The organism is Flavobacterium denitrificans DSM 15936 (assembly GCF_000425445.1).
Lineage (GTDB): Bacteria > Bacteroidota > Bacteroidia > Flavobacteriales > Flavobacteriaceae > Flavobacterium > Flavobacterium denitrificans.
This window is the reverse complement of the sequence record NZ_KE384379.1, coordinates 215,194-235,745: the sequence shown is the minus strand read 5'-3', so window position 1 is coordinate 235,745 and position 20,552 is coordinate 215,194. Positions and strand designations below refer to the sequence as shown.

The window sequence follows — 20,552 nt, the reverse complement described above, 5'->3', positions numbered from 1 at the left end:
AAGTTTTAAGCTTGATGTGCTGTCTAAAGAATAATAAAGTGTAAAGGAATATAAAGAATTAAGTAATAAAGATAAAAGTTGAAGGCCTAAAGCCTAAAGCTTAATGCTTAAAGCAGGAAAAAATGAATTTAAATCAAATACAAAACGTTTATTTTATAGGTATCGGAGGGATCGGAATGAGTGCTCTGGCTCGTTATTTCAAATATATTGGAAAACAAGTTTCAGGTTACGACAAAACGCCGTCTATGCTTACAAGTGAATTGATTGAGAGCGGAATTGATATTCATTTTGAGGACAATATTAATTTGATTCCAACTGATTATTTTGTGGATAATACATTGGTGATTTTTACTCCGGCAGTACCAAAATCACATTCAGAGTGGAATTATTTTATTGAAAGAAATTACGAAATAAAAAAACGTGCTGAAGTTTTAGGAATTATAACGAAAGACACTTTTAGTTTTGCAGTTGCCGGAACACACGGAAAAACGACAACATCAAGTATTTTAGGTCATATTTTGTATGAAAGTGGTGCTGATGTTACTGCTTTTGTGGGTGGAATTGTAGAAAATTATAATTCAAATTTAATTGGAACTGGAAAAACAGTAACAGTTGTTGAGGCAGATGAATTCGATAGATCATTTTTGCATTTGCATCCTAATATTGCTTGTGTAACCTCAATGGATGCTGATCATTTGGATATTTATGGAACAAGCGATGCGATTCAGGATTCTTTCAGAGAATTTGCTTCAAAAGTTGAGGATAAAAATAAGCTGTTTATCACTAAAGAATTGCCTTTAGAAGGCGTTCAATGCGCGATAAACGAAGATGCAGTATATAAGGCGTACAATGTTCGAATTGAAGACGGAAGCTATGTTTTTGATGTGCAGACGCCATCAGAAATTATCAAAGATCTTCGTTTTGGATTGCCAGGAAAACACAATTTAATGAATGGATTGATGGCTATTGCGATGGCTAAAACGTACGGCACCCCGACCGACTCTATTGCAAAAGCCATTGCTTCATTCAGAGGGATTAGAAGACGTTTTTCTTATCAGATTAAATCAGATAAGTTAGTTTATATAGATGATTATGCGCATCATCCAACAGAGATAAATGCTGTTCATCAGGCAGTTAGAGAGTTGTATCCAGGCAAAAAAGTCTTGGCTATTTTTCAACCGCATTTGTTCAGCAGAACGAAAGATTTTGTGGATGGATTTGCAGAAAGCTTGTCTCAGTTTGACGAAGTATTTTTAATGGATATTTATCCAGCAAGAGAACTCCCGATGGAAGGAGTGACTTCAGAATGGCTTTTGGGCAAAATGACAAATTCGAACAAAAAAATTGTTGCAAAAGAAGATTTATTGGCAGAGATCAAAGCTAATGATGCGCCAATAATTGTAACAGTAGGAGCAGGTGATATTGGAGAAATGGTGCCATCAATTAAAGAGATGCTAAATGAAAATATTTAATTGGACAAATATTAGATTAGTACTTATTTTCGGACTAGTTCTTTTTCTATATTCCTTCGCTCAACATCGAAATGGAGATAGAAAATTGAAAAAATCTATGGTCATTTTTGTAGGGGAAAATTCGCTTTTTGTGAAAGCAGAAACGGTTAATAAATTGTTGATAGAAAATAAAAGAGACGCTTCCAGTATTAGAAAAGATGAACTAGATTTGAATAAGATAGAAAAATCCCTTGATGCGCAAGACATGATTGAGAAGTCAGATGTTTTTGTAAGTATCGATGGTGTTCTAAAAGCGGTAGTAAAACAGAAGACACCAATAGCAAGAGTTTATGATGGTGATCGATCTTTTTATATTGACTATGAGGGAGGTAAAATGCCCTTGTCAGATAATTTTACAGCGCGAGTTCCTCTTGTTTCAGGGACAATAAATGAAAAAAATAACGAAGATTTAGCTGCTTTATTTCGCACAATTTATGACGATGCGTTTTTGAAAAAGAACATCATTGCAATACAAATTATGCCTAATGGCAGCCTAAAAATGTTTAATCGAAATTTTGATTTTGTTATAGATTTCGGTAGAACGATGAATGTTGATAAAAAATTTAGAAACTATAAAGCGTTTTTTCAAAAAGCAGTTTTAGATAGTTCGTTATACAAATACAATAAAATTGACCTTAGGTTTACGGAACAAGTAGTTTGCACAAAATAATAGAAAATGGAAAAAGATAACATTGCAGTAGGTCTAGATATTGGAACGACAAAGATAGTTGCCATGATAGGCAAGAAGAACGAGTATGGTAAATTGGAAATTTTGGGTATTGGAAAATCCAAAAGTCTAGGGGTTGCGAGAGGAGTTGTAAACAACATCACGCAAACTATTCAATCAATCCAACAAGCAATTCTTGAGGCAGAAAACAATTCAGGTTACAAAATAAAAGATGTGGTGGTTGGTATTGCCGGGCAACACATCAGAAGTATTCAGCATACAGATTACATCAGCCGTAGTAATCCGGAGGAAGTAATCGGCGAAAAAGATATTCAGCTTTTAATTGACCAGGTAAACAAATTGGCAATGTTGCCGGGTGAAGAAATCATCCACGTTTTGCCACAGGAATTCAAAATCGACGGACAATCTGAAATCAAAGAACCTATCGGAATGTATGGGGGAAGACTAGAATCTAGTTTTCACGTTGTGGTAGGGCAGGCATCTTCAATCAGAAATGTTGGAAGATGTATTCAAAGTTCAGGAATTGAGTTATCAGGATTGACTTTGGAACCGTTGGCTTCGGCAGATGCTGTTTTGAGCCAGGAAGAAAAAGAAGCAGGAGTTGCACTTATCGACATTGGAGGTGGAACTACAGATTTAGCTATTTTCAAAGATGGAATTATTCGTCATACTGCTGTTATTCCTTTTGGAGGAAATGTAATTACAGATGATATAAAAGAAGGCTGTTCAATAATTGAAAAACAAGCAGAGCTTTTAAAAATAAAATTCGGATCAGCTTGGCCGGGAGAAAATAAAGACAACGAAATTGTTTCTATTCCTGGTTTAAGAGGAAGAGAGCCAAAAGAGATTTCACTTAAAAATTTATCAAAAATCATCCACGCACGCGTAGTGGAAATTATTGAGCAGGTTTTTGCTGAAATCAAAGCCTATGGTCACGAAGATCCTCGCAAAAAATTAATTGCAGGAATTGTTTTGACAGGAGGTGGAGCTCAATTGAAACATATTAAGCAATTAGTAGAATATATTACTGGTATGGATACCAGAATTGGATATCCAAATGAGCATTTAGCTGGGAATTCTAGTGAAGAAATTTCGAGCCCATTGTTTGCAACAGCTGTTGGTTTAGTAATGAATAGCATTGAAAATAGTACACAAAGTGCTGTTAGAATGGAAATTGTAAATGAACAACCAAAAATTGTATACAGAAATGCACCACCGCCAGTTCAACAACGATACGAAGTAGAAGAAAACTACGTTGAAAGAGTTGAAACTATTGAAGAGCCTAGAGAAACAGTAAGGGTGAACAAGGTGGAAACAGAGTCTACAGAGACAAAAATAAGAAGATCATTTTTTGACAGATACGTCGATAAAATCAAAGATTTTTTAGACAACGCTGAATAAATATAAGCCGAATAGAGAAAAGAGAAGGATTACTTTCTGGCCCCAAGTCACGAAGTAAAAAATGTACTAAATAAGAATTAAAAAAACCAAAAAGATGATGAGCAACTCAGAATTTGGAAGCATTTCATTTGATTTACCAAAAAACCAGTCAAATGTAATCAAAGTAATAGGTGTAGGTGGAGGAGGTAGCAATGCTATCAACCATATGTTTAAACAAGGTATTAAAGGTGTTGATTTCATCGTTTGTAATACCGATCAACAAGCGCTTCAAAATAGTTCGGTGCCTAACAAAATTCAGTTGGGTATGAATTTGACTGAAGGTCTTGGTGCTGGTGCAAACCCTGATGTAGGGCAGCAGTCAGCTATTGAGAGTATTGCCGATATAGAAAAAATGTTAGACCGTGGTACTAAGATGGTATTTATTACCGCTGGTATGGGTGGCGGTACTGGTACAGGTGCAGCTCCGGTAATTGCACAATTAGCAAAAGAAAGAGAAATCTTAACAGTGGGTATCGTGACGATTCCGTTTCAGTTTGAAGGGAAAGTACGTCAGGAGCAAGCGCTTTTGGGAATCGAAAAATTACGTAAGCAAGTAGACTCTTTGATCGTAATTAATAATAACAAATTAAGAGAAGTTTACGGAAATCTAGGTTTCAAAGCTGGATTCTCTAAAGCGGATGAAGTTTTAGCAACTGCCTCAAGAGGTATTGCTGAAGTAATTACACACCACTATACCCAAAATATCGACTTACGTGATGCTAAAACAGTTTTAGCAAATAGCGGAACGGCAATTATGGGGTCTGCTGTGGCACAGGGAGAAAATAGAGCAAAAGATGCAATTGTATCTGCTTTGGATTCACCATTATTAAATGACAACAAAATTACAGGAGCCAAAAACGTATTGTTGCTTATCGTTTCTGGATCTGATGAGATAACGCTTGATGAGATTGGAGAAATCAATGATCATATTCAGGCTGAGGCTGGTTATAATGCAAATATTATCATGGGGGTTGGTGAAGACGAAGCTCTTGGTGATGCTATTGCAGTAACTATTATCGCTACTGGCTTTGATGTTGAACAACAAAACGATATCGTTAATACGGAGCCAAAGAAAATTATTCATACGTTAGAAGATGAACAAAGAAGCGTTCATAATCTAACAAACAAACCGCTTGCATCTTTTGATTTAAATGCTGAAACACCTACTGCAAAATCTGAGGATAAAGTTGTTTTTGATTTAATGGAAGATACGGTTGCTCCCGTAGCTCAAACTCCAGTTGCTCCAGTAACACCGCCAACAATCAATCAAGAAGAATTGGTAGTGATGTCTGAGTTTATAAAAAATCTTGATGTGACTTTTGAAATCGTTTCTCCTATAACTGATATCGATTTTAAAATTTCAACTCCAGAAGTGCCAGCTTACCAAGAAGTAAAGCCTGTGCAGCAAAGAACTTTTGAGAAAGAAGAACAAACGACTTTTTCATTTGATTTGCCACTTTTTAGAAGTGAACCAGAAGTTAAAAAAGAGCCAGTTGCAGAACAAGAAACTAAAATTTTGTTTGAGTTAACAAATGAAACACGTAATATTAAAGTAAACGATCCAGTTTCATTTGTTCCAGTAACTGAACTTTCTGATAACGGAATCATCAAATATTCTCTAGAAGAATATATGGAAGTTGAAAACGAATTGACAGCTTCAAAACCAGTTGAAAAAGTGGTTGAAGATACAGTTCCAGAGGAATTGAACATCACTTTGAAACCTAGAGTTGATTTTGCAAGTCAGCCTGATTTTACAACAACGGCTGAAGTTTCTCCAATGGAATTGACAATTGAAGAAACATTGCGTTTGCGTGCTGAAGAAAGAAGAAAGAAACTAAAAGAATTTAATTATAAATTCCATAACAATGTTTCAAGAATTGACGAGTTGGAAAAAGAGCCAGCTTACAAAAGATTAGGAATTGATTTGTCAAATTCTCAATCTAACAACACCAATTCTAGAATTTCTGTTGGAACAGACAGCAACAACGATTTGCAATTGCGTTCAAACAATTCATTTTTGCACGACAACGTAGATTAGTTTTCAAAATCTTAATATAAGGATGACCCGAAAATTGGATTTAATTTTCGGGTTATTTTTTTTATCTTCGCACAGAATTTAGAAATTTGACTTTTTAAATAGTACTTTTAAAAAAAATGTCACCCTGAGCGTCCCGAAGTTTCGGGAGAAGGGCCAAATTAATCTATCAATTAATAGGCTTTGGCTTATTTTAAATAAAACAAAACATGAGTTTACAAACACAAATCATGGACGAGATCAAAACGGCCATGAAAGCTAAAGATACTGTGGCTTTAGAAGCTTTAAGAGCTGTTAAATCAGAATTGTTATTGGCTTCAACTGCTTCTGGATCTAAAGAAGATTTGTCAGAAGATGAAGAAATTAAATTACTTCAAAGATTGGTTAAAACGCGTAAAGAAAGCGCAAGAATTTTTACAGAGCAAAACCGTCCTGATTTAGCTGAACCAGAATTGGCTCAAGTAGCAGTAATCGAGAAGTTTTTACCAGCTCAATTAAGCGAAGAAGAAGTAGAGGTTGTAGTAGCAAAAATCATTGCTGAAACAGGCGCTTCTGGAATTGCTTCAATGGGAAAAGTTATGGGATTGGCATCTGCTCAATTAGGCGGAACTGCTGAAGGAAAAACCATTTCTACAATTGTAAAGAAATTACTTTCGTAAATAATTTTAGTCCCGAAGCTTCGGGATAAGACTGTAGATTTTAGATTGCCAATTGAAATCTAAAATCTGCATTCTGAAATCATCAATAAACTGACCTCGTAGTTCAACTGGATAGAATATCAGATTTCGGCTCTGAGGGTTGGGGGTTCGAACCCCTCCGGGGTCACTATAAAAATGAAAAGCCTGCAAAGTGTATATTTTGCAGGCTTTTTTGTGGTTCGAAAACCCTTAGAAATTTATTTTAATTGTACAAAGTTTCAATGTTTGCAAGCAATTTTGGTTCGAATCCCATCAAGGATTTTTTTATATCAATTTTGTAGTTAATATCATTTTTTAAAATCTTTTCTAGCGCTTATTTACAAATTTTAAAAAGGTGACTAACGGCCTAACTCGGAGACTTCAAATCGGTCATCAATATATTCAAATATTTTTTCTGAAACTAAATGATCACCTTCGACATTTATTTCAGCGACAGTTTCAATAATTTTTTTTAAATTTTCAATGTCATCACTGCCTGTTATTAACAGTAAATCTCTCGAGGGAATACCTATTATAATATTACCTATTACGTCGAAATTTTCTTCAGTCCAAATATCCAAAAGAATTAAACTTGATTCGTAATTTCCGCCAGCAGTTAGCATAAAGTAACCATTTTCACCATGTCTCTCAATTGTCAATATGCGCTTTAAATTTTCAATCGCTAATTCTTTCAATTTACCAAATTGAATTTCTAAATTATTAAAAGCTTCTTGAGTCAAATATTTTATGTTTAATTCGTTATCTTCTGCATAAAATATATATAGGTTTTCATTGTATTGTTCGAAAACATGTTTGCTTTTATAATCAGAATTTAAACGCTCAAGCTCTGCGATATATCTAATGTCTTTCACAATAGGAATTATGTTTTCCAATGTAATTGCTTTTTCCTCTTCATATAGACTTGCGGTGGCACTAACATATCTATTTAAAATATCTTTAAGTTCTTTTGGTTCACGCTGATATTCTGAATACGCGTTATTCATAAAATGAGTATGTTCTTTTTCCGCAAGCTTGGTTGTAATTTCCCAATCGTCAATTGTTACTATTACTAGGTCATCAACTTTTGATTTTAAAATTTTAACGAATTTTTTAGAAAATTCTTTAGGTGTGACTTTTTTCTTTTTGAAGAACATTATTTGATTTGGTTTTATGAAATTTTAACTAACATTCTGACGCAATTACTAGTTGTTTGAATTACGAAATTGTGTGTTTTCTGTTACCAGATGTTTTTTTATTCTATTATAGGGCAAACAATTTCATAAGGCTCCTTTGGGAAACCGTACAAAATCATCTTTTTCCTATCAACATATTTTATCGGAATCAGTTTGTTATGATAAATATCTGAGTAAAATGAAAGAAATAAAGTGTCATCTAGTTTTTCAAGTAAAATTCTACTTCCTTCTTTGTTTAAACGTTTGTTTATTTCTTGTATCACAGGCGAATCCAAATCTTCATTAAAACGTATATTCATTTTTTCACCATTCCAATTAAATTCAAATTTCAAATTCTGAATTTCATTTTCAGTTAGTTTGGTTTCAGTTGCATTTAGTTTTTCATAATCATTTTCGAATACGCAATCTTCTATTACAGATTCATTATCACTTAAAACTTTGTAAATTTTCCCATTGCGAAAAAATCGAATCCGATTCAGATTTACACGTTTAAGTTTTACTTTGCTTATTTGTTCATTTGTATTTTCTTCGGCAATTTTTACTAAAGATCTATCTCTACCTTTTTCAACCCAGAAATGTTTAATTTCATTTTGATCAAATTCTATTATTTCGGGTTTTCCATAGTGGTCAGGAGTTTTAATAAATAACCAATTTTCTTTCATATACAGATTTTCTAAAATAAATGGTAACTGATAAACTTCGTGGGTTTATTATCATCAAATATATAATAATAAGCATATAAATCATCAAAAAAGGCTTTTAGTTTATCGTATGCTTTTGTATGAATATAATTTTAAATTTCAGATAGATTTATAAATAGAAAAACAAGATCTAACACAAGTTAAAATGGTTATAGATTTTTTAAAATCTTTAAGTCTCTTAACAAAAGGTTCGAATTCTGCACCGCCAAGGTCACTATAAATTTTGAAAGCCTGAGAATCTAGATTCTCAGTTTTTTTTAAGACGATTTAGTTTTTAGATCTTTTTTCTGTTTTTAATGAGGATAAAAACAGAGAATATAAAAACAACAATATAAATAATGGCCAAAGCAGGCTTCTCAAATTTTAATGTTTCAAAGTCGAATTGCTTAAACAATACAACACCCAAAATGATTGCAATAATCGAAAAAGTAAATCGTAATGTGTTTTTATTTTCCATATTTTAAAGTTTGATTGGTTATAATGCTAATATAATGAAATAATTAATTCCGTTTTTATATTTTAGCAAAGCAGAGAACGATAAAGTTCCTATTCCCAAATCAAGTTTAAAATATGTTTGCTTTCTTTTTTATCGGAATCTTGATTGCTTTAGTATTAGCAGTAATTGTATTCAGAATTATTGAGCCTATTTATCTGTTAATGTTCAATAAGCCATTGTATTTGTTTTGGTATCCAATTTTACATCAAATTGATCCGAGAGACAAGACTGTTTTAGGACGTGAATTTCCGTATTATTTTAATTTGTCTGATAAAAAGAAAAGGTATTTTGAACACCGGGTAAAATGTTTTATCGATCATTATAATTTTGATGGAAAAGACATTGAAGTTACTCAGGATATGAAATTAATCATTGCTGGAACTTATGTAATGTTGACATTCGGAATGCGAAATTACTTGCTTGAATTGTTTGAAAATATTATCATTTATCCAACACCTTATTATTCGCGAATTAATGATGCTTATCATAAAGGAGAATATAATCCGAGGATGAAAACGGTGGTTTTTTCGTGGGAAGATTTCCTGAGTGGGCACCAGACAAAAGATAACATTAATTTGGGTTTACATGAATTTACTCATGTATTGCATTTTTATTCCCGAAAAAGTTCACAGCCTGGTGCTGCGATTTTTCATGATGAATTCACCGAAATCGAAAAGTATTTTGATGATGAATATTTAGCGAACAAGCTTAAGGAGAAAAATTATTTTAGAGATTATGCCTACACTAATAAATTTGAGTTTTTAGCAGTAATTTTAGAGCATTTTTTTGAAACTCCGGAAATCTTTAAAAAAGAATTTCCAGAGTTGTTTGAACGTGTCAAATTAATGATAAATTATAACGATCAGGTTTAAGTAAAATTACTTTGCATTCTCCAGAAAATTATTGATGTAATTCACGACCAAATGCACATGTTCGTGTTGTGGCGCATGTCCAGTTCGAGGCAAAACAATTAACTGCGATGTTGGGAGCTGTCTTGTAAGCGGATACCAATTTTCTACTGCAAAACTAGTGTCATGATCTCCAGAAATTATCAAAATTGGTGTTTTTGTTGTTTTGAGCTTATCTCTAAAATTGTCCTTGTCTTCCGATGCTGCTTCACCTCCTGCAAAATAGAGTTGAAAAACATCCATTGTTGATGGAATTTTGGAAACATCAATTCTTTGCGCAATTCGGTCATGAGAAGCTTTTGCCGCTTTTTTGCTTTCTTCAGATTCTGGTTCAAAGAAAAGAACAATTTCGTCATTAAGATCATTAATTGGCTTTAACGCATGATCGAGAAAAGATTGTTCAAGAGGGACGACTCTTTTTCCTATAGGGCCAGTTCCTAGCAATATGGTGTGCGTGGTTAGTTCAGGATATTCATGTGTTGCAGCCTGAGTTACTAATCCGCCGTAGGACCAGCCTATAAGAATGGCTTTTTCAATTTTTAGGTAATCAGCCAAATCTTTGATGTCTTTGGCAACTTCTTTTACATTGGTTGGCAAAGTTCCGGTGGAATAACCAATTCCCGAATAATCAAATGTAATGACTCTGTATTTCTCGGCAAGCAAATCTAAAAACAGCGGATCCCAAGTATCAATAGTTCCTCTGAACCGGTTTATCAAAATAATTGGCGTGCCATTTCCTATTGAACGATAAGCAATTTTTCTGCCCTTTAAATCAGCAAATTCTGTTTCCGAATTTGTTGCGTTTGTTTTGTGTGTACTCATGTGAATAATTTATTATAAACATCAAAAGAAATAAAGCAGATTTAAGATGGTTTATTTTTTGAGTTTGGGTTATAAATGAATAAATGAAAACAATTTTAATGCCTTTGAATAATTATTTTATAAATAGGCACTCACAAACAATTTGGGGATTCTTTTTTTATTTTATTTCGCTAAAAGAATATGATTTAGCGGTATTTAGAAAAATTTAAATGTCAATAGTGCTTCCTGTTTTTGGCAAAAATAGTTTCAAATCATCATTTGTAAATGCGTCTGTTGCCTTTTGATGATCCATGACAATAAAACCGAAAGTGTCATAATGTACACCTAAAATTTTATTGACTTCAACAAGTTTTGAAGCTTCAATTGCTTCTTCAACGCCCATTGTAAGGCCATCGCCAACTGGGAAAACAGCAAAATCTAATTTCGTGAATTTTGGAATAAGTTTCATGTCTAGCGTGAGCGCAGTGTCTCCACTGTAATAGAAATTTCCGTCAGAAGTGGTCAGCACAAAACCACAGGCAATTCCACCGTAACTGCCGTCCATGAAACTGCTCGGATGCTGTGCAATAACGCATTTTACTCTTCCAAAATCAAAATCGAATTTGCCACCAGGATTGATAGGATGCGCATTTTCGATTCCGTTTTTTAAGAGCCAGTTATAGATTTCAAAATTGCCTAAAACTTTAGCTCCAGTGTTTTTTGCAATTCGCTCAACGTCTAATATATGATCGTAATGAGCGTGTGAAATAAAGATATAATCAGCTTTTATTTCGTCGACATTAATATCTTTTGCTAATTCGTTTGGCGTAATAAAAGGATCAAAAAGAAGATGTTTTCCATTAGCATAAACTGAAAAACACGAATGACCGTAATAAGTTACTTTCATGAGATATGGTATTTAAATTAATAATAGTTTGTTTTTAAATCCAAAAAATATACCAACCAAATTAATTCATTAAATACCGTTTGCTGTTATCTCATAATATCTGTATCAATAGGAGTGTAGCCTAAATGTCGGCTGAGCGATAAAATTTGACCTTTGTGATGGTATTCGTGCGTGATAACGTGACTAAAAAGCTGAAACGGTTTTGTCGCATTCAAAGCGTTCGGATTTTCAAAAACCGTTTTTTCGAGCTGTTCTATTTTTGAAATAAATTCTGCCATAAAATCATCTACACTTTCAAAAAGGATTTTGACATCTTTTATGGTAGTGCAGGTTTCAAATTCTGTATAAATTTTGTTTTTCTGTAAGACATGATTAGCAATCCAATATTCATACGTATTTGCAATATGGACCAATAAATTTCGAATACTGCCACCACGTCCGAATGAAGTATTTTGATCAACAAAATCTTCGGACGAAATCGTTTCGCAATAATCGAACAAAACTTTTCTGGAACCTTTTACATATTGGTACTGTTCGTGAGTATAAAAAGTAAGTGATTCCATAAAATTTGCTTTTTATAGGAAATACAAAATATTATTTTTTCGAAAACAAATTCTCAACAACCCAAGCTGGACCTATCAATAAAAACTGAAGATCTTTTAAGAAAGAAGGTTTTTTGCCTTCAATATTGTGTCCGTAAAATTGTCCGATCCAAGCAATTACAAAAACGCCAATCGAGAACATCCACAACGGTACAAATTGACTGATGTAATAATTGGCAACTAAACAAATTGCAGAAAATATCGCAATTTTAACCGCCATAGCAATTGATAATCGGATATAAAAAACAAGAACAAAAAGCAAAACTACAAAAGCCCAGTTTTCGATAATAGGCATATTTAATTTTAAAGAATTAGAGATAATTCCACACGGGATGCTCATTAATAAACCAACAATAGAAAAATAAATCGCCGGAACGCAAATGTAATGTATCGCTTTGTTTTTTGGGTTTTGATGACTTACGGCATATTCAGCAAACCATTGGTCTAATGTTCTCATTTTTGTGGTTTTAGTAGTTAGGTTACTGTAAATCTAATGAAAAATCTTTTTGGTTATAACCGATAAAATTTACATTTTTTGAGTCACATTATACTCAAAAACATTATCCCACAATTCATCAATCGTAATAAGCGCTTCTTTAAGCGGAATGACTTTCCATTTTCCGTTGTTTTCAATGCCAAGACCAATGTTTTTTAGCTTTAATAAAGCATCATTAACATCAAAATCCAAATCGGTTTTTAGTTTGGTTTTAAACCAAGATTCGATTTGAGAATCAAGTTCGTCAGGAGTTAATGGATTTTCGCTTTTATGCAAAAATGAATATGCCAAAATAGTTTCTTTCAAAACTTCTTCTTCAGACGAATTCAAAAGTGAATAAAATGCACCGCTGTTATTTCCTAGATTCTTGAAATACAAACTGTCAGAAAGCATTTTAGAATAACGAATTTTTTTGTTTACGAAATTATTGTATTGGCGGAAACAATAAGCGGACAAAATCCCCAAAGCAATCAAACCTTGATTTAAGGATGTTTTGCTGTTCAGTAAATCGATAGTTTCGCCCGTTTGGTAAGCATCGTACATATTAATCAAAGCCGGAATTACTTTGGCGCTCAATAATGAAATTCCACCAAAAATTCCCGGAACCCAAAGCAACATTTTGTCCTTGACAGACATTCTCGGAATTGCATTTGGAAAAATCGTTTCAAGATCGTTTTTCGGAACACGCTTAAAGATTTTCAACGCGATAGAGCCCGGATCAATTGGCATTTTGCCTAATTTGACTTTCTTTTTGTGCAAATAATCAGCATCGCTATAGTTTAAGTAAACCAAAACACGATCGTAATATTCAATTTCGACTTCTTTTTTCCAGAAGAAATATTTTTTGACTTTTTCCTTTGCTTTGTGATGCCCACGTGCATAGAGTTCAAAATCTTTAAAAGCGTTGAAATCAATAGAGAGATTCAACCCAATCAAATCAGATTCCTTAATCGCCGATGCTAAAGTTTCATTGTCAATTCTGTAATAATTACCACGTTTTAAAACGGTTAGAAGTGTTTCCTTGAAAACAGGAAAATCACTTTTACCAATAAATCTTTTACGTTCTTTTTCACTCAAATCGGGATCGAAAAGAGCATAGTTTTGTTTTAAATTCCTATTCAGATTAAAAGACTCATAATGATAATAATGCTCAATAATATCAAACAATTTTTTAAAATCAGAGGCTTTTTCTTGGTCTTCAGCAAAAGCAGTAATTTGCTGTTCCAATAAAAATTCTTTGTTGAACGGAATATAATGTTCTAGAGTCATGTTGATTTCTGGGCTTTTATACGTGGCATTTGCAGAATGCAAAAATACTGCCTGAAATTCAATTTCGAAAAAGTTTTTTTTATGATGATATTTATTTTTTGAATTGCAAAGTTTATCTTTTTCCCTCAGCTTTCACAGCTTTAAAATTTTTATAAATCGAGCAAAATAATCTTCATTGCCGAATCTGCGAGAGACTATTTTACCGCAATTATACTTGAAAAGTGGCCAAATAAAAAAGTGAGATTTTAAACCGGTTCCAGCGATTTAAACTCCCACTTTAGTAATCCAAAAAAAAAGTGACAAAATTTACCCGGTTTCTTCTCAGAAACCCCTTTATTCTACAAGAATAAAATTATTATGCACAATGATAGTATTAAAAAAAATTGTGGCACTGCGTATTTATACCTGTTTTTGTGCATCAGTTCAAATTATTAGCAATTGAATTAAAAATAAATCCCAACAATAAACATGGTCAGGATTTAGATTTCAAATAAACACAGCAGTTAGTCTAATGTCTTTTTTATAAGATTAGAAACCATATCGCTATGCACTTTTTCCATAATTGAGTAATCTTTTTTAATTTTATCTGCTTTGATTCCTTGTACAGAACCTTTTACACATTGTCTGATGTAGTATTTCGAGACTCCATATTTTAAAAATAAAGCTTCTAGTATAGCAGAATTGTAGGAATTGTAGTTTTTTGTCTTACTTTTGTCCATTGTTTAGTTTGTTTTAAATAGCGAAACAAATATAGGTGATAATTTTCAACAAACACAAATTTTTCATAAAGTATTTCTTACAAATAATGGGTATAATTCTCGATAATATAAAATGTTTAGCTGATAACGAGGGAATTGGAATAACTAAGCTTGAAGAAAAAATTGGCGCAAGCAAAGGCGTTCTGTCTCGTGCTATTGCTAAAAATAGCGACATTCAGGCAAAATGGATTTCAAAGATTGTTGAAATATATCCACAATATAGTTGCGAGTGGTTGATAAGAAATGAAAGCCCAATGTTGCGTAGAACTGTCAGTTTGCGATCTCAAGTTTCAGATCAAGGTTATTCCTTACATTATAAAGACCTAGCTGACTCTCGAAAAGAAACAATAGAAAGTCTTAAAAAAGAAATCTTTTATTTAGAAGATAAAATCGAGGTTTACAAGAAAAGAGAAGAGTAGTGTCGCATCAATTTTTGGTCTTCTTTTTCATTAAATAGTAATACACATTTGAATCGTCTTGAGTCAAAATGTTTGCACTTACAAAATCATATCCATTTGCAGACATAAAATTCAAAGCATCAATTATCGAATTGAAAATTAAAACTTGTCCATTTTCATCCTTAATACGTGCAGTTTCATTATTGTTTGAAAAAAGTTTTGTTCGTTGTCCAATGTCGATTGAGATATTCAATTTTGAAGACATAAATCTGGAAGTTCCAATAATCTGTAAATAATCAGCGTTTAGTTCCTTTATTGGAATGCCATTTATAGTTTGTCCGAAACTTGCCAAACTGAATGATAAAGCGAAAAAAAGTAGTATTTTGTTCATTTTCTTAAAATATGGATTAGCACTTCATTAATCTCAAAAAAGATGCCGATTTGTAAAGTAAATCTGTAATTGTTACTGATTGTTGTTTTTGCAAAAAAAAGCCGTAAAATTTTAAGTTGTTTAGCTCAAGCTAATAGGAGTATTTTCTGCGTTTTATTTTTACGGAAAAACGCAAACTTATTGATTAACTGTTTTTTGTAGAGAAGAATTGATTTAGGATGAAAAGCCTGAGATTCATTTTAATTTATTCCGAAATATTAGCATTTCTCAAAAGCTAAAAATTCGAAAGAATTTACTTAGATAAAAATTTCAATTCTGAAAGTTTTTGCCTAACTTTAAATTACAATTCTAAATCATCCTTTTCAAAGAAAAAGAAGAATCAAAATTGGCCCCATGATAGTTGAAGTTTTCAAAACAAATGTGCAGAAAGAAGCCGACAAAAACTACGTTATTGCCGTGATACAATCTCAATTTCCAAATTATAAAATTAATTTCGATTTAGAAGACTGTGATAAAATATTACGAGTTGAAGGCATTGACCTCGAATGCGAAAATATTATCGATTATGTCAATTGTCTTGGTTATACTTGTGTGAGGTTAGAGTAACCCATTTACTAGCTGTTGTATGCCGTTTTTCTTTTGTCACTTTCTTTCTTCTCATTATCTTAATTAAAGCAAAAAATGCCCAATCTCAAAGATTGAGCATTGATTCTGGTTTTATTCGTTTATTGAAAAGTTAATGAAACAGTATGCACTGCCGAATTCTCATTATCAATACTTAAATCGCCACCAATGCCCCAAACCTCAAATTCAACACCACCTCCCGTTAGTTTTTTGACCATAAAAGAAACTTCAACATTAAATTTATCTTTTTCAAGTCCTATTATAGGACCTGTAGATTCTTTCCATTGTTTTGCTGCACTTATGATAGCGTCGGTTAATTTTTTTTCAAAACTAACTGGAATTTTTGATGCACTTTTTGGTATCGTATTTTCGGCTGTAGAATAGGAGAAAGTTAATGTAGTGGTTTTTTCTAATTCCCATTTTTTAGAAGCTTTGGCAATAAGTTTAAATTCACCTCCTCCAGACAAATCGTAGATTGTTTGAACCGTGATTTCAGCTTCCTTAATTTTAAGATTGGTTTGGTTATCTTTTAATTTTTTAGAAGCGTCTGTGATGCTTTTGTTTACGATCGTAATGATACTTTTAAGATCAAAAACTTCAGGTTTGATAAAATTGGACTCTTGCTGAGCAAATATTGAAAAAGAACTTAAAAGGAAGATGATAATTAAATACGTAGATTTTTTCATGATTTGTTTTGTAGGTTAATTAATAAATTGAGTTGCGATGTAATCAATTACAAGATTATCAATAATTTGAAAGATTTAAGTGCGTATTTCTACGGCTTTTTTAATTTGAAGAAAACAGATTAATTAAGTCTTTTAAGATTATCTAATTGCCACATTTTCTTAATTCACTCCTTTTGCAATTTCCAAATTTCCTAAATTTGTGCCCTATGAAAAAAGCATTCCAACTCTTCGATTTTACTCAAAAAGTCAATTATAAAAATGAAATATTAGCCGGTTTGACTGTCGCTATGACGATGATTCCAGAATCATTGTCGTTTGCTATTTTAGCTGGTTTTCCACCTTTGGTAGGTTTATATGCAGCATTTATTGCAGGATTGATAACGGCAATTTTTGGCGGAAGACCAGGTATGATTTCAGGCGGGGCAGGAGCAACTGTAATTGTTTTGATTGCTTTGATGAAATCTCACGGAATAGAATATGTTTTTGCTGCCGTTGCGCTTGGCGGTGTCGTTCAAATCTGCATCGGACTTTTTAAGCTCGGAAAATTTATTAGGTTGGTGCCTCAGCCCGTTATGTTTGGTTTTGTAAACGGTTTGGCAGTTGTGATTTTTATGTCGCAATTGGAACAATTTAAAACAATGGTAAACGGACAGGTTTCGTGGCTTCAAGGAACGCCTTTGTATATTATGCTGGGTTTGGTAGCTTTGACTATAGCAATTGTTTTGGTTTTTCCTAAAATCACAAAAACAGTTCCGGCTTCATTGGTGGCCATTATGGTAGTTTTTGTATTGGTAATTGTTTTTAATATTGAAACCAGAACAGTTGAAGATATCGCTTCAGTTCAAGGTGGATTTCCTCCATTTCATATTCCGAATATTCCGCTTTCTTTTGAAACTTTAAAAATCATTTTTCCATATTCTGTGATTGTCGCTGCAGTAGGTTTGACGGAAGGTTTGCTTACGCTGAATTTAGTAGATGAAATTACTGGAACTCGCGGTAACAGCAATCGTGAATGCATTGCGCAAGGAAGTTCAAACATTTTAAACGGTTTTTTCTACGGAATGGGAGGTTGCCCAATGATTGCTCAAACCTTGGTAAACTTGGGAGCGGGATCACGTGCGCGACTTTCAGGAATTATTGCCTCGCTGACCATTTTAATAATTATACTTTTTGGTGCTCCCGTAATTGGGAAATTGCCTATGGCGGCTTTGGTAGGAGTGATGATGATGGTTGCCATTACAACTTTTGAATGGGCAAGTTTCAGAATCATTAATAAAATGCCAAGACATGATATTTTCGTTGGAATTTTGGTGGCAGTAATTACAATTCTGCTTCACAATTTGGCTTTGGCGGTGTTGATTGGTGTAATAATTTCGGCTTTGGTTTTTGCTTGGGAAAGTGCCAAAAGAATCCGTGCAAGACATTATATTGACGAAAACGGAATAAAGCATTATGAAATTTATGGTCCTTTATTCTTCGGTTCAACCACTACTTTTTTAGAAAAATTCGATATTCAAAATGATCCAAATCACGTGATTATCGATTTTAAGGAAAGCCGAGTTTCTGATATGTCAGCAATTGAAGTTTTGAATAATCTGACTAAAAAATACAATCAAATAAATAAAATTGTCGAATTAAAACATTTAAGCGAAGACTGTCAACAATTGCTGAAAAATGCTGATGCCGTTATTAATGTTAATGTGATCGAAGACCCGACTTATAAAGTGGTTTCTTAATAATTAGGAAGTAGGTTATTTACTCCTTTGAGGAATGTTATTAAATAAAAAAATGACAAAATAACTTTTGAGTACGACATATAATAAACTGAAATAATGGATAAGATTATGGCAATTTAGATCAAATCAAAAAAAATGATGTTGCTATTCAATCAAAATTCTTAATTTAAGAAATTAACGTTTTAGGTTTTTTCTGAAGAGATTTGTAATGTTTGAAATAAAAAGTTTTCTCAAAAGAAAAAAGCTGCAAACAAAAATTTGCAGCTTTTTTAGCATATAATTAATTTTATAAGGTTTTATCTATTTAGATAAAATTTGCAGAATCTATTATTTTAAATAAGTAAATTTTATTAGGTCATTTGCCATTAATGTATATGAACCATTATTCGCAGGATTATATGTTACAATCTTGCCAGCTACAGAAAATGCATTTTTAGAGATAGCGACACCATTCACGTACATTTGTACTTTTAACCCTTGCGGTATTGCATTTAGTGTAAAAGAAGCATCTCCAGCTGATGTAGTAAATTCATCAATAGCTAGTTGCGTTGCAAAAGTTGCAGGATCTGTCCAAACAACATTACCAGCTGTATCTACTGATGTAGCTACATAACCAACTGCAGCACCTGTAGTAATTTGAGCTGTAGCTGTACTTGTTTTTCCTGTAGCAGTTATATTTGTAGCTCCATCAATATTTTTAGTATTCATATTCAAATCTTGTGTAGCAGTGTGATTACCAAGATTATCACCTTTAGTATTAATGGTTGTAGGATCTGTCCAAACAACATTACCAGTGGCATCTACTGATGTAGCTATGTAACCAATTGCGGCGCCAGAAGTAATTTGAGCTGTAGCTGTGCTTGTTTTTCCTGAAGCTGTAATATTTGCAGCACCATTAATATTTTTAGAACTCATTACTAAATCCTGAGTTGCAGTATGGTTTCCTAAGTTATCACCTTTAGTATTAATGGTTGCAGGATCTGTCCAAAGAACGTTACCATCGGCATCTACCGATGTAGCTATGTAACCAATTGCGGCGCCAGAAGTAATTTGAGCTGTAGCTGTGCTTGTTTTTCCTGAAGCTGTAATATTTGCAGCACCATTAATATTTTTAGAACTCATTACTAAATCCTGAGTTGCAGTATGGTTTCCTAAGTTATCACCTTTAGTATTAATGGTTGCAGGATCTGTCCAAACAACATTACCATCTGTATCTACTGATGTAGCTACATAACCAACTGCAGCACCTGTAGTAATTTGAGCTGTAGCTGTACTTGTTTTTCCTGTAGCAGTAATATTTGCAGCTCCAGCAATATTTTTATCGTTCATATTCAAATCTTGTGTGGCAGTGTGATTACCTAAGTTGTCACCAGCAAATTCTGATCTTGATACATAACGTATTATCCCGGCATTATCAATTACTAAAACAGCATCTGTGTTAGCTCCTGCCAAAAGTCCTTCTAAAGCCAGAGTATATGCTGACGTTGTTACTAATTTTGTAGCCTGTTTTAGATCTCCTCCTAATTGAATATAACCAGCGTTTGCTGTTATACCATTATTAGCATTAGGATGAATAGTAACTTTTTCCCCATTTTGGGTAACTACTGTTTTTGTTTGGGCCATCATAAACCCGCTCTGAATTAATAATAGAGCACAAATAATTTTCTTCAATTTTTTAATAGATTTGTTATTTTTCATGTCTTTAATATGCAATTTAAAATTTATGACAAAATTACTTGAGACTTGCACATCAGATTACCCCTAGATTTTTTTTTATTGTAGATTAGGGTTTTTTTTAACGAAAAAAAAGTATATTAAAAATGTGAAAATGGTAAGTATGAAGGTGTATTTTATATAATATTTAGCGTAGGTTGAGCAATGAATTTGAAGCAAATAAATTTTTGCCTCTACTTTTAAATTGTAAACTGTTAATGAATTGTGGATTTTTTTTTATAAAAGATATAGAAGTGGGGAGTCTTATAAGCGTTCCTTAAATTTTGGACTACAACTCAGGATGTTTTTCGGTGTGCCAATAATTGGGAAATTACGAATGATAGTATTAGGTGGCGGTGTGATGAAGGTTGATATTAAAAGTAAATATATTCGAAGCTCTTATAAAGTAGTGGCTTAATTATGTTTAATTGTGAGTTAAATTATGTACAAAGGTTATAGATGCAACAAACCCGACGAGTTTTTAAAACCTGTCGGGTTTATTTTTTAGAAGAAAACAGAGAA

At 32.9% G+C, this 20,552-nt stretch carries 21 protein-coding genes and 1 tRNA gene; 10 read left to right on the top strand and 12 right to left on the bottom strand.

The genetic code is table 11. The annotated features are described in order from the left end of the window. The first annotated feature begins 122 nt into the window (after nucleotides 1–122). From murC to H600_RS0120630, 6 genes are all read left to right on the top strand, one after another. A complete protein-coding gene (gene murC / locus H600_RS0120655) occupies nucleotides 123–1,472 on the top strand; it encodes a UDP-N-acetylmuramate--L-alanine ligase (protein ID WP_026730569.1) in 1,350 nt (449 codons plus the stop codon). Next, the gene (locus tag H600_RS0120650; RefSeq protein WP_026730568.1) at nucleotides 1,459–2,181 is read left to right on the top strand and encodes a cell division protein FtsQ/DivIB; all 723 of its coding nucleotides are present in this window, start codon (nucleotides 1,459–1,461) and stop codon (nucleotides 2,179–2,181) included. The genes murC and H600_RS0120650 overlap by 14 nt, the downstream gene beginning before the upstream one ends. A 6-nt stretch (nucleotides 2,182–2,187) precedes the next feature. Continuing rightward, entirely contained in the window at nucleotides 2,188–3,600 is a 1,413-nt protein-coding gene (gene ftsA / locus H600_RS0120645) for a cell division protein FtsA (protein WP_026730567.1), read from the top strand. Nucleotides 3,601–3,694: 94 nt separating this feature from the next. Beyond that, complete coding sequence (gene ftsZ / locus H600_RS0120640) at nucleotides 3,695–5,677, top strand: cell division protein FtsZ (RefSeq protein ID WP_026730566.1); 1,983 nt, start codon at nucleotides 3,695–3,697, stop codon at nucleotides 5,675–5,677. A 206-nt stretch (nucleotides 5,678–5,883) separates the two neighbouring features. Continuing rightward, nucleotides 5,884–6,333: a GatB/YqeY domain-containing protein gene (locus tag H600_RS0120635; RefSeq protein ID WP_026730565.1), complete on the top strand. Its 450-nt coding sequence runs from the start codon at nucleotides 5,884–5,886 to the stop codon at nucleotides 6,331–6,333. A 92-nt stretch (nucleotides 6,334–6,425) separates the two neighbouring features. Beyond that, nucleotides 6,426–6,499: transfer RNA gene (locus H600_RS0120630), tRNA-Arg, on the top strand. Between the two features lie 211 nt (nucleotides 6,500–6,710). Here the strand turns inward: H600_RS0120630 and H600_RS0120625 are convergent. From H600_RS0120625 to H600_RS0120615, 3 genes are all read right to left on the bottom strand, one after another. Further along, nucleotides 6,711–7,505 carry a DUF1444 family protein gene (locus H600_RS0120625; RefSeq protein WP_026730564.1) on the bottom strand — a complete coding sequence of 265 codons (795 nt, stop codon included), beginning with the start codon at nucleotides 7,503–7,505 and terminating at the stop codon, nucleotides 6,711–6,713. Between the two features lie 98 nt (nucleotides 7,506–7,603). Further along, nucleotides 7,604–8,206: a hypothetical protein gene (locus H600_RS0120620; protein WP_026730563.1), complete on the bottom strand. Its 603-nt coding sequence runs from the start codon at nucleotides 8,204–8,206 to the stop codon at nucleotides 7,604–7,606. Between the two features lie 313 nt (nucleotides 8,207–8,519). Continuing rightward, entirely contained in the window at nucleotides 8,520–8,702 is a 183-nt protein-coding gene (locus H600_RS0120615; RefSeq protein WP_026730562.1) for a hypothetical protein, read from the bottom strand. 113 nt (nucleotides 8,703–8,815) lie between these two features. On the opposite strand from H600_RS0120615, the gene H600_RS0120610 reads away from it, so the two are divergent. Beyond that, a complete protein-coding gene (locus H600_RS0120610) occupies nucleotides 8,816–9,613 on the top strand; it encodes a zinc-dependent peptidase (protein WP_026730561.1) in 798 nt (265 codons plus the stop codon). A 6-nt stretch (nucleotides 9,614–9,619) separates the two neighbouring features. On the opposite strand, the gene H600_RS0120605 is transcribed toward H600_RS0120610, so the two are convergent. The 6 genes from H600_RS0120605 to H600_RS22375 form a co-directional block, all read right to left on the bottom strand. After that, the gene (locus H600_RS0120605; RefSeq protein WP_026730560.1) at nucleotides 9,620–10,471 is read right to left on the bottom strand and encodes an alpha/beta fold hydrolase; all 852 of its coding nucleotides are present in this window, start codon (nucleotides 10,469–10,471) and stop codon (nucleotides 9,620–9,622) included. A 205-nt stretch (nucleotides 10,472–10,676) separates the two neighbouring features. Continuing rightward, complete coding sequence (locus H600_RS0120595) at nucleotides 10,677–11,357, bottom strand: metal-dependent hydrolase (RefSeq protein WP_026730559.1); 681 nt, start codon at nucleotides 11,355–11,357, stop codon at nucleotides 10,677–10,679. Nucleotides 11,358–11,443: 86 nt separating this feature from the next. Then, a complete protein-coding gene (locus H600_RS0120590; protein ID WP_026730558.1) occupies nucleotides 11,444–11,920 on the bottom strand; it encodes a DinB family protein in 477 nt (158 codons plus the stop codon). A gap of 31 nt (nucleotides 11,921–11,951) precedes the next feature. Then, nucleotides 11,952–12,416 (bottom strand): Mpo1 family 2-hydroxy fatty acid dioxygenase, encoded by a 465-nt coding sequence (locus H600_RS0120585; protein WP_026730557.1) that lies wholly within the window; start codon nucleotides 12,414–12,416, stop codon nucleotides 11,952–11,954. A 69-nt stretch (nucleotides 12,417–12,485) separates the two neighbouring features. Continuing rightward, nucleotides 12,486–13,724 (bottom strand): TMEM143 family protein, encoded by a 1,239-nt coding sequence (locus H600_RS0120580; RefSeq protein WP_026730556.1) that lies wholly within the window; start codon nucleotides 13,722–13,724, stop codon nucleotides 12,486–12,488. A 503-nt stretch (nucleotides 13,725–14,227) separates the two neighbouring features. Beyond that, nucleotides 14,228–14,443 (bottom strand): hypothetical protein, encoded by a 216-nt coding sequence (locus H600_RS22375; RefSeq protein ID WP_035108795.1) that lies wholly within the window; start codon nucleotides 14,441–14,443, stop codon nucleotides 14,228–14,230. 86 nt (nucleotides 14,444–14,529) lie between these two features. Here H600_RS22375 and H600_RS22370 point away from each other — a divergent pair, with 86 nt between their 5' ends. Continuing rightward, a complete protein-coding gene (locus tag H600_RS22370; RefSeq protein WP_026730555.1) occupies nucleotides 14,530–14,901 on the top strand; it encodes a hypothetical protein in 372 nt (123 codons plus the stop codon). Nucleotides 14,902–14,908: 7 nt separating this feature from the next. Here H600_RS22370 and H600_RS0120565 read toward each other — a convergent pair whose 3' ends face one another. Beyond that, nucleotides 14,909–15,271: a hypothetical protein gene (locus tag H600_RS0120565; protein ID WP_026730554.1), complete on the bottom strand. Its 363-nt coding sequence runs from the start codon at nucleotides 15,269–15,271 to the stop codon at nucleotides 14,909–14,911. A 393-nt stretch (nucleotides 15,272–15,664) separates the two neighbouring features. Here H600_RS0120565 and H600_RS0120560 point away from each other — a divergent pair, with 393 nt between their 5' ends. Beyond that, nucleotides 15,665–15,877: a hypothetical protein gene (locus H600_RS0120560; protein ID WP_026730553.1), complete on the top strand. Its 213-nt coding sequence runs from the start codon at nucleotides 15,665–15,667 to the stop codon at nucleotides 15,875–15,877. A 119-nt stretch (nucleotides 15,878–15,996) separates the two neighbouring features. Here H600_RS0120560 and H600_RS0120555 read toward each other — a convergent pair whose 3' ends face one another. Next, nucleotides 15,997–16,581: a hypothetical protein gene (locus H600_RS0120555; protein ID WP_026730552.1), complete on the bottom strand. Its 585-nt coding sequence runs from the start codon at nucleotides 16,579–16,581 to the stop codon at nucleotides 15,997–15,999. A 206-nt stretch (nucleotides 16,582–16,787) separates the two neighbouring features. Here H600_RS0120555 and H600_RS0120550 point away from each other — a divergent pair, with 206 nt between their 5' ends. After that, entirely contained in the window at nucleotides 16,788–18,317 is a 1,530-nt protein-coding gene (locus H600_RS0120550) for a SulP family inorganic anion transporter (protein ID WP_026730551.1), read from the top strand. 327 nt (nucleotides 18,318–18,644) lie between these two features. Here H600_RS0120550 and H600_RS0120545 read toward each other — a convergent pair whose 3' ends face one another. Then, nucleotides 18,645–20,015 (bottom strand): hypothetical protein, encoded by a 1,371-nt coding sequence (locus H600_RS0120545; RefSeq protein WP_026730550.1) that lies wholly within the window; start codon nucleotides 20,013–20,015, stop codon nucleotides 18,645–18,647. Nucleotides 20,016–20,552: the final 537 nt, after the last annotated feature.

Bases quoted from the DNA above. Each gene is read 5' to 3' on its own strand.
- H600_RS0120555 (WP_026730552.1), bottom strand. From the start codon at position 16,581: ATGAAAAAATCTACGTATTTAATTATCATCTTCCTTTTAAGTTCTTTT.
- murC (WP_026730569.1), top strand. From the start codon at position 123: ATGAATTTAAATCAAATACAAAACGTTTATTTTATAGGTATCGGAGGG.
- H600_RS0120550 (WP_026730551.1), top strand. From the start codon at position 16,788: ATGAAAAAAGCATTCCAACTCTTCGATTTTACTCAAAAAGTCAATTAT.
- H600_RS0120615 (WP_026730562.1), bottom strand. From the start codon at position 8,702: ATGGAAAATAAAAACACATTACGATTTACTTTTTCGATTATTGCAATC.
- H600_RS0120560 (WP_026730553.1), top strand. From the start codon at position 15,665: ATGATAGTTGAAGTTTTCAAAACAAATGTGCAGAAAGAAGCCGACAAA.
- H600_RS0120635 (WP_026730565.1), top strand. From the start codon at position 5,884: ATGAGTTTACAAACACAAATCATGGACGAGATCAAAACGGCCATGAAA.
- H600_RS0120590 (WP_026730558.1), bottom strand. From the start codon at position 11,920: ATGGAATCACTTACTTTTTATACTCACGAACAGTACCAATATGTAAAA.
- H600_RS0120545 (WP_026730550.1), bottom strand. From the start codon at position 20,015: ATGAAAAATAACAAATCTATTAAAAAATTGAAGAAAATTATTTGTGCT.
- H600_RS0120565 (WP_026730554.1), bottom strand. From the start codon at position 15,271: ATGAACAAAATACTACTTTTTTTCGCTTTATCATTCAGTTTGGCAAGT.
- H600_RS0120620 (WP_026730563.1), bottom strand. From the start codon at position 8,206: ATGAAAGAAAATTGGTTATTTATTAAAACTCCTGACCACTATGGAAAA.
- H600_RS22375 (WP_035108795.1), bottom strand. From the start codon at position 14,443: ATGGACAAAAGTAAGACAAAAAACTACAATTCCTACAATTCTGCTATA.
- H600_RS0120585 (WP_026730557.1), bottom strand. From the start codon at position 12,416: ATGAGAACATTAGACCAATGGTTTGCTGAATATGCCGTAAGTCATCAA.
- H600_RS0120605 (WP_026730560.1), bottom strand. From the start codon at position 10,471: ATGAGTACACACAAAACAAACGCAACAAATTCGGAAACAGAATTTGCT.
- H600_RS0120650 (WP_026730568.1), top strand. From the start codon at position 1,459: ATGAAAATATTTAATTGGACAAATATTAGATTAGTACTTATTTTCGGA.
- H600_RS0120580 (WP_026730556.1), bottom strand. From the start codon at position 13,724: ATGACTCTAGAACATTATATTCCGTTCAACAAAGAATTTTTATTGGAA.
- ftsZ (WP_026730566.1), top strand. From the start codon at position 3,695: ATGATGAGCAACTCAGAATTTGGAAGCATTTCATTTGATTTACCAAAA.
- H600_RS0120610 (WP_026730561.1), top strand. From the start codon at position 8,816: ATGTTTGCTTTCTTTTTTATCGGAATCTTGATTGCTTTAGTATTAGCA.
- H600_RS0120625 (WP_026730564.1), bottom strand. From the start codon at position 7,505: ATGTTCTTCAAAAAGAAAAAAGTCACACCTAAAGAATTTTCTAAAAAA.
- H600_RS0120595 (WP_026730559.1), bottom strand. From the start codon at position 11,357: ATGAAAGTAACTTATTACGGTCATTCGTGTTTTTCAGTTTATGCTAAT.
- ftsA (WP_026730567.1), top strand. From the start codon at position 2,188: ATGGAAAAAGATAACATTGCAGTAGGTCTAGATATTGGAACGACAAAG.
- H600_RS22370 (WP_026730555.1), top strand. From the start codon at position 14,530: ATGGGTATAATTCTCGATAATATAAAATGTTTAGCTGATAACGAGGGA.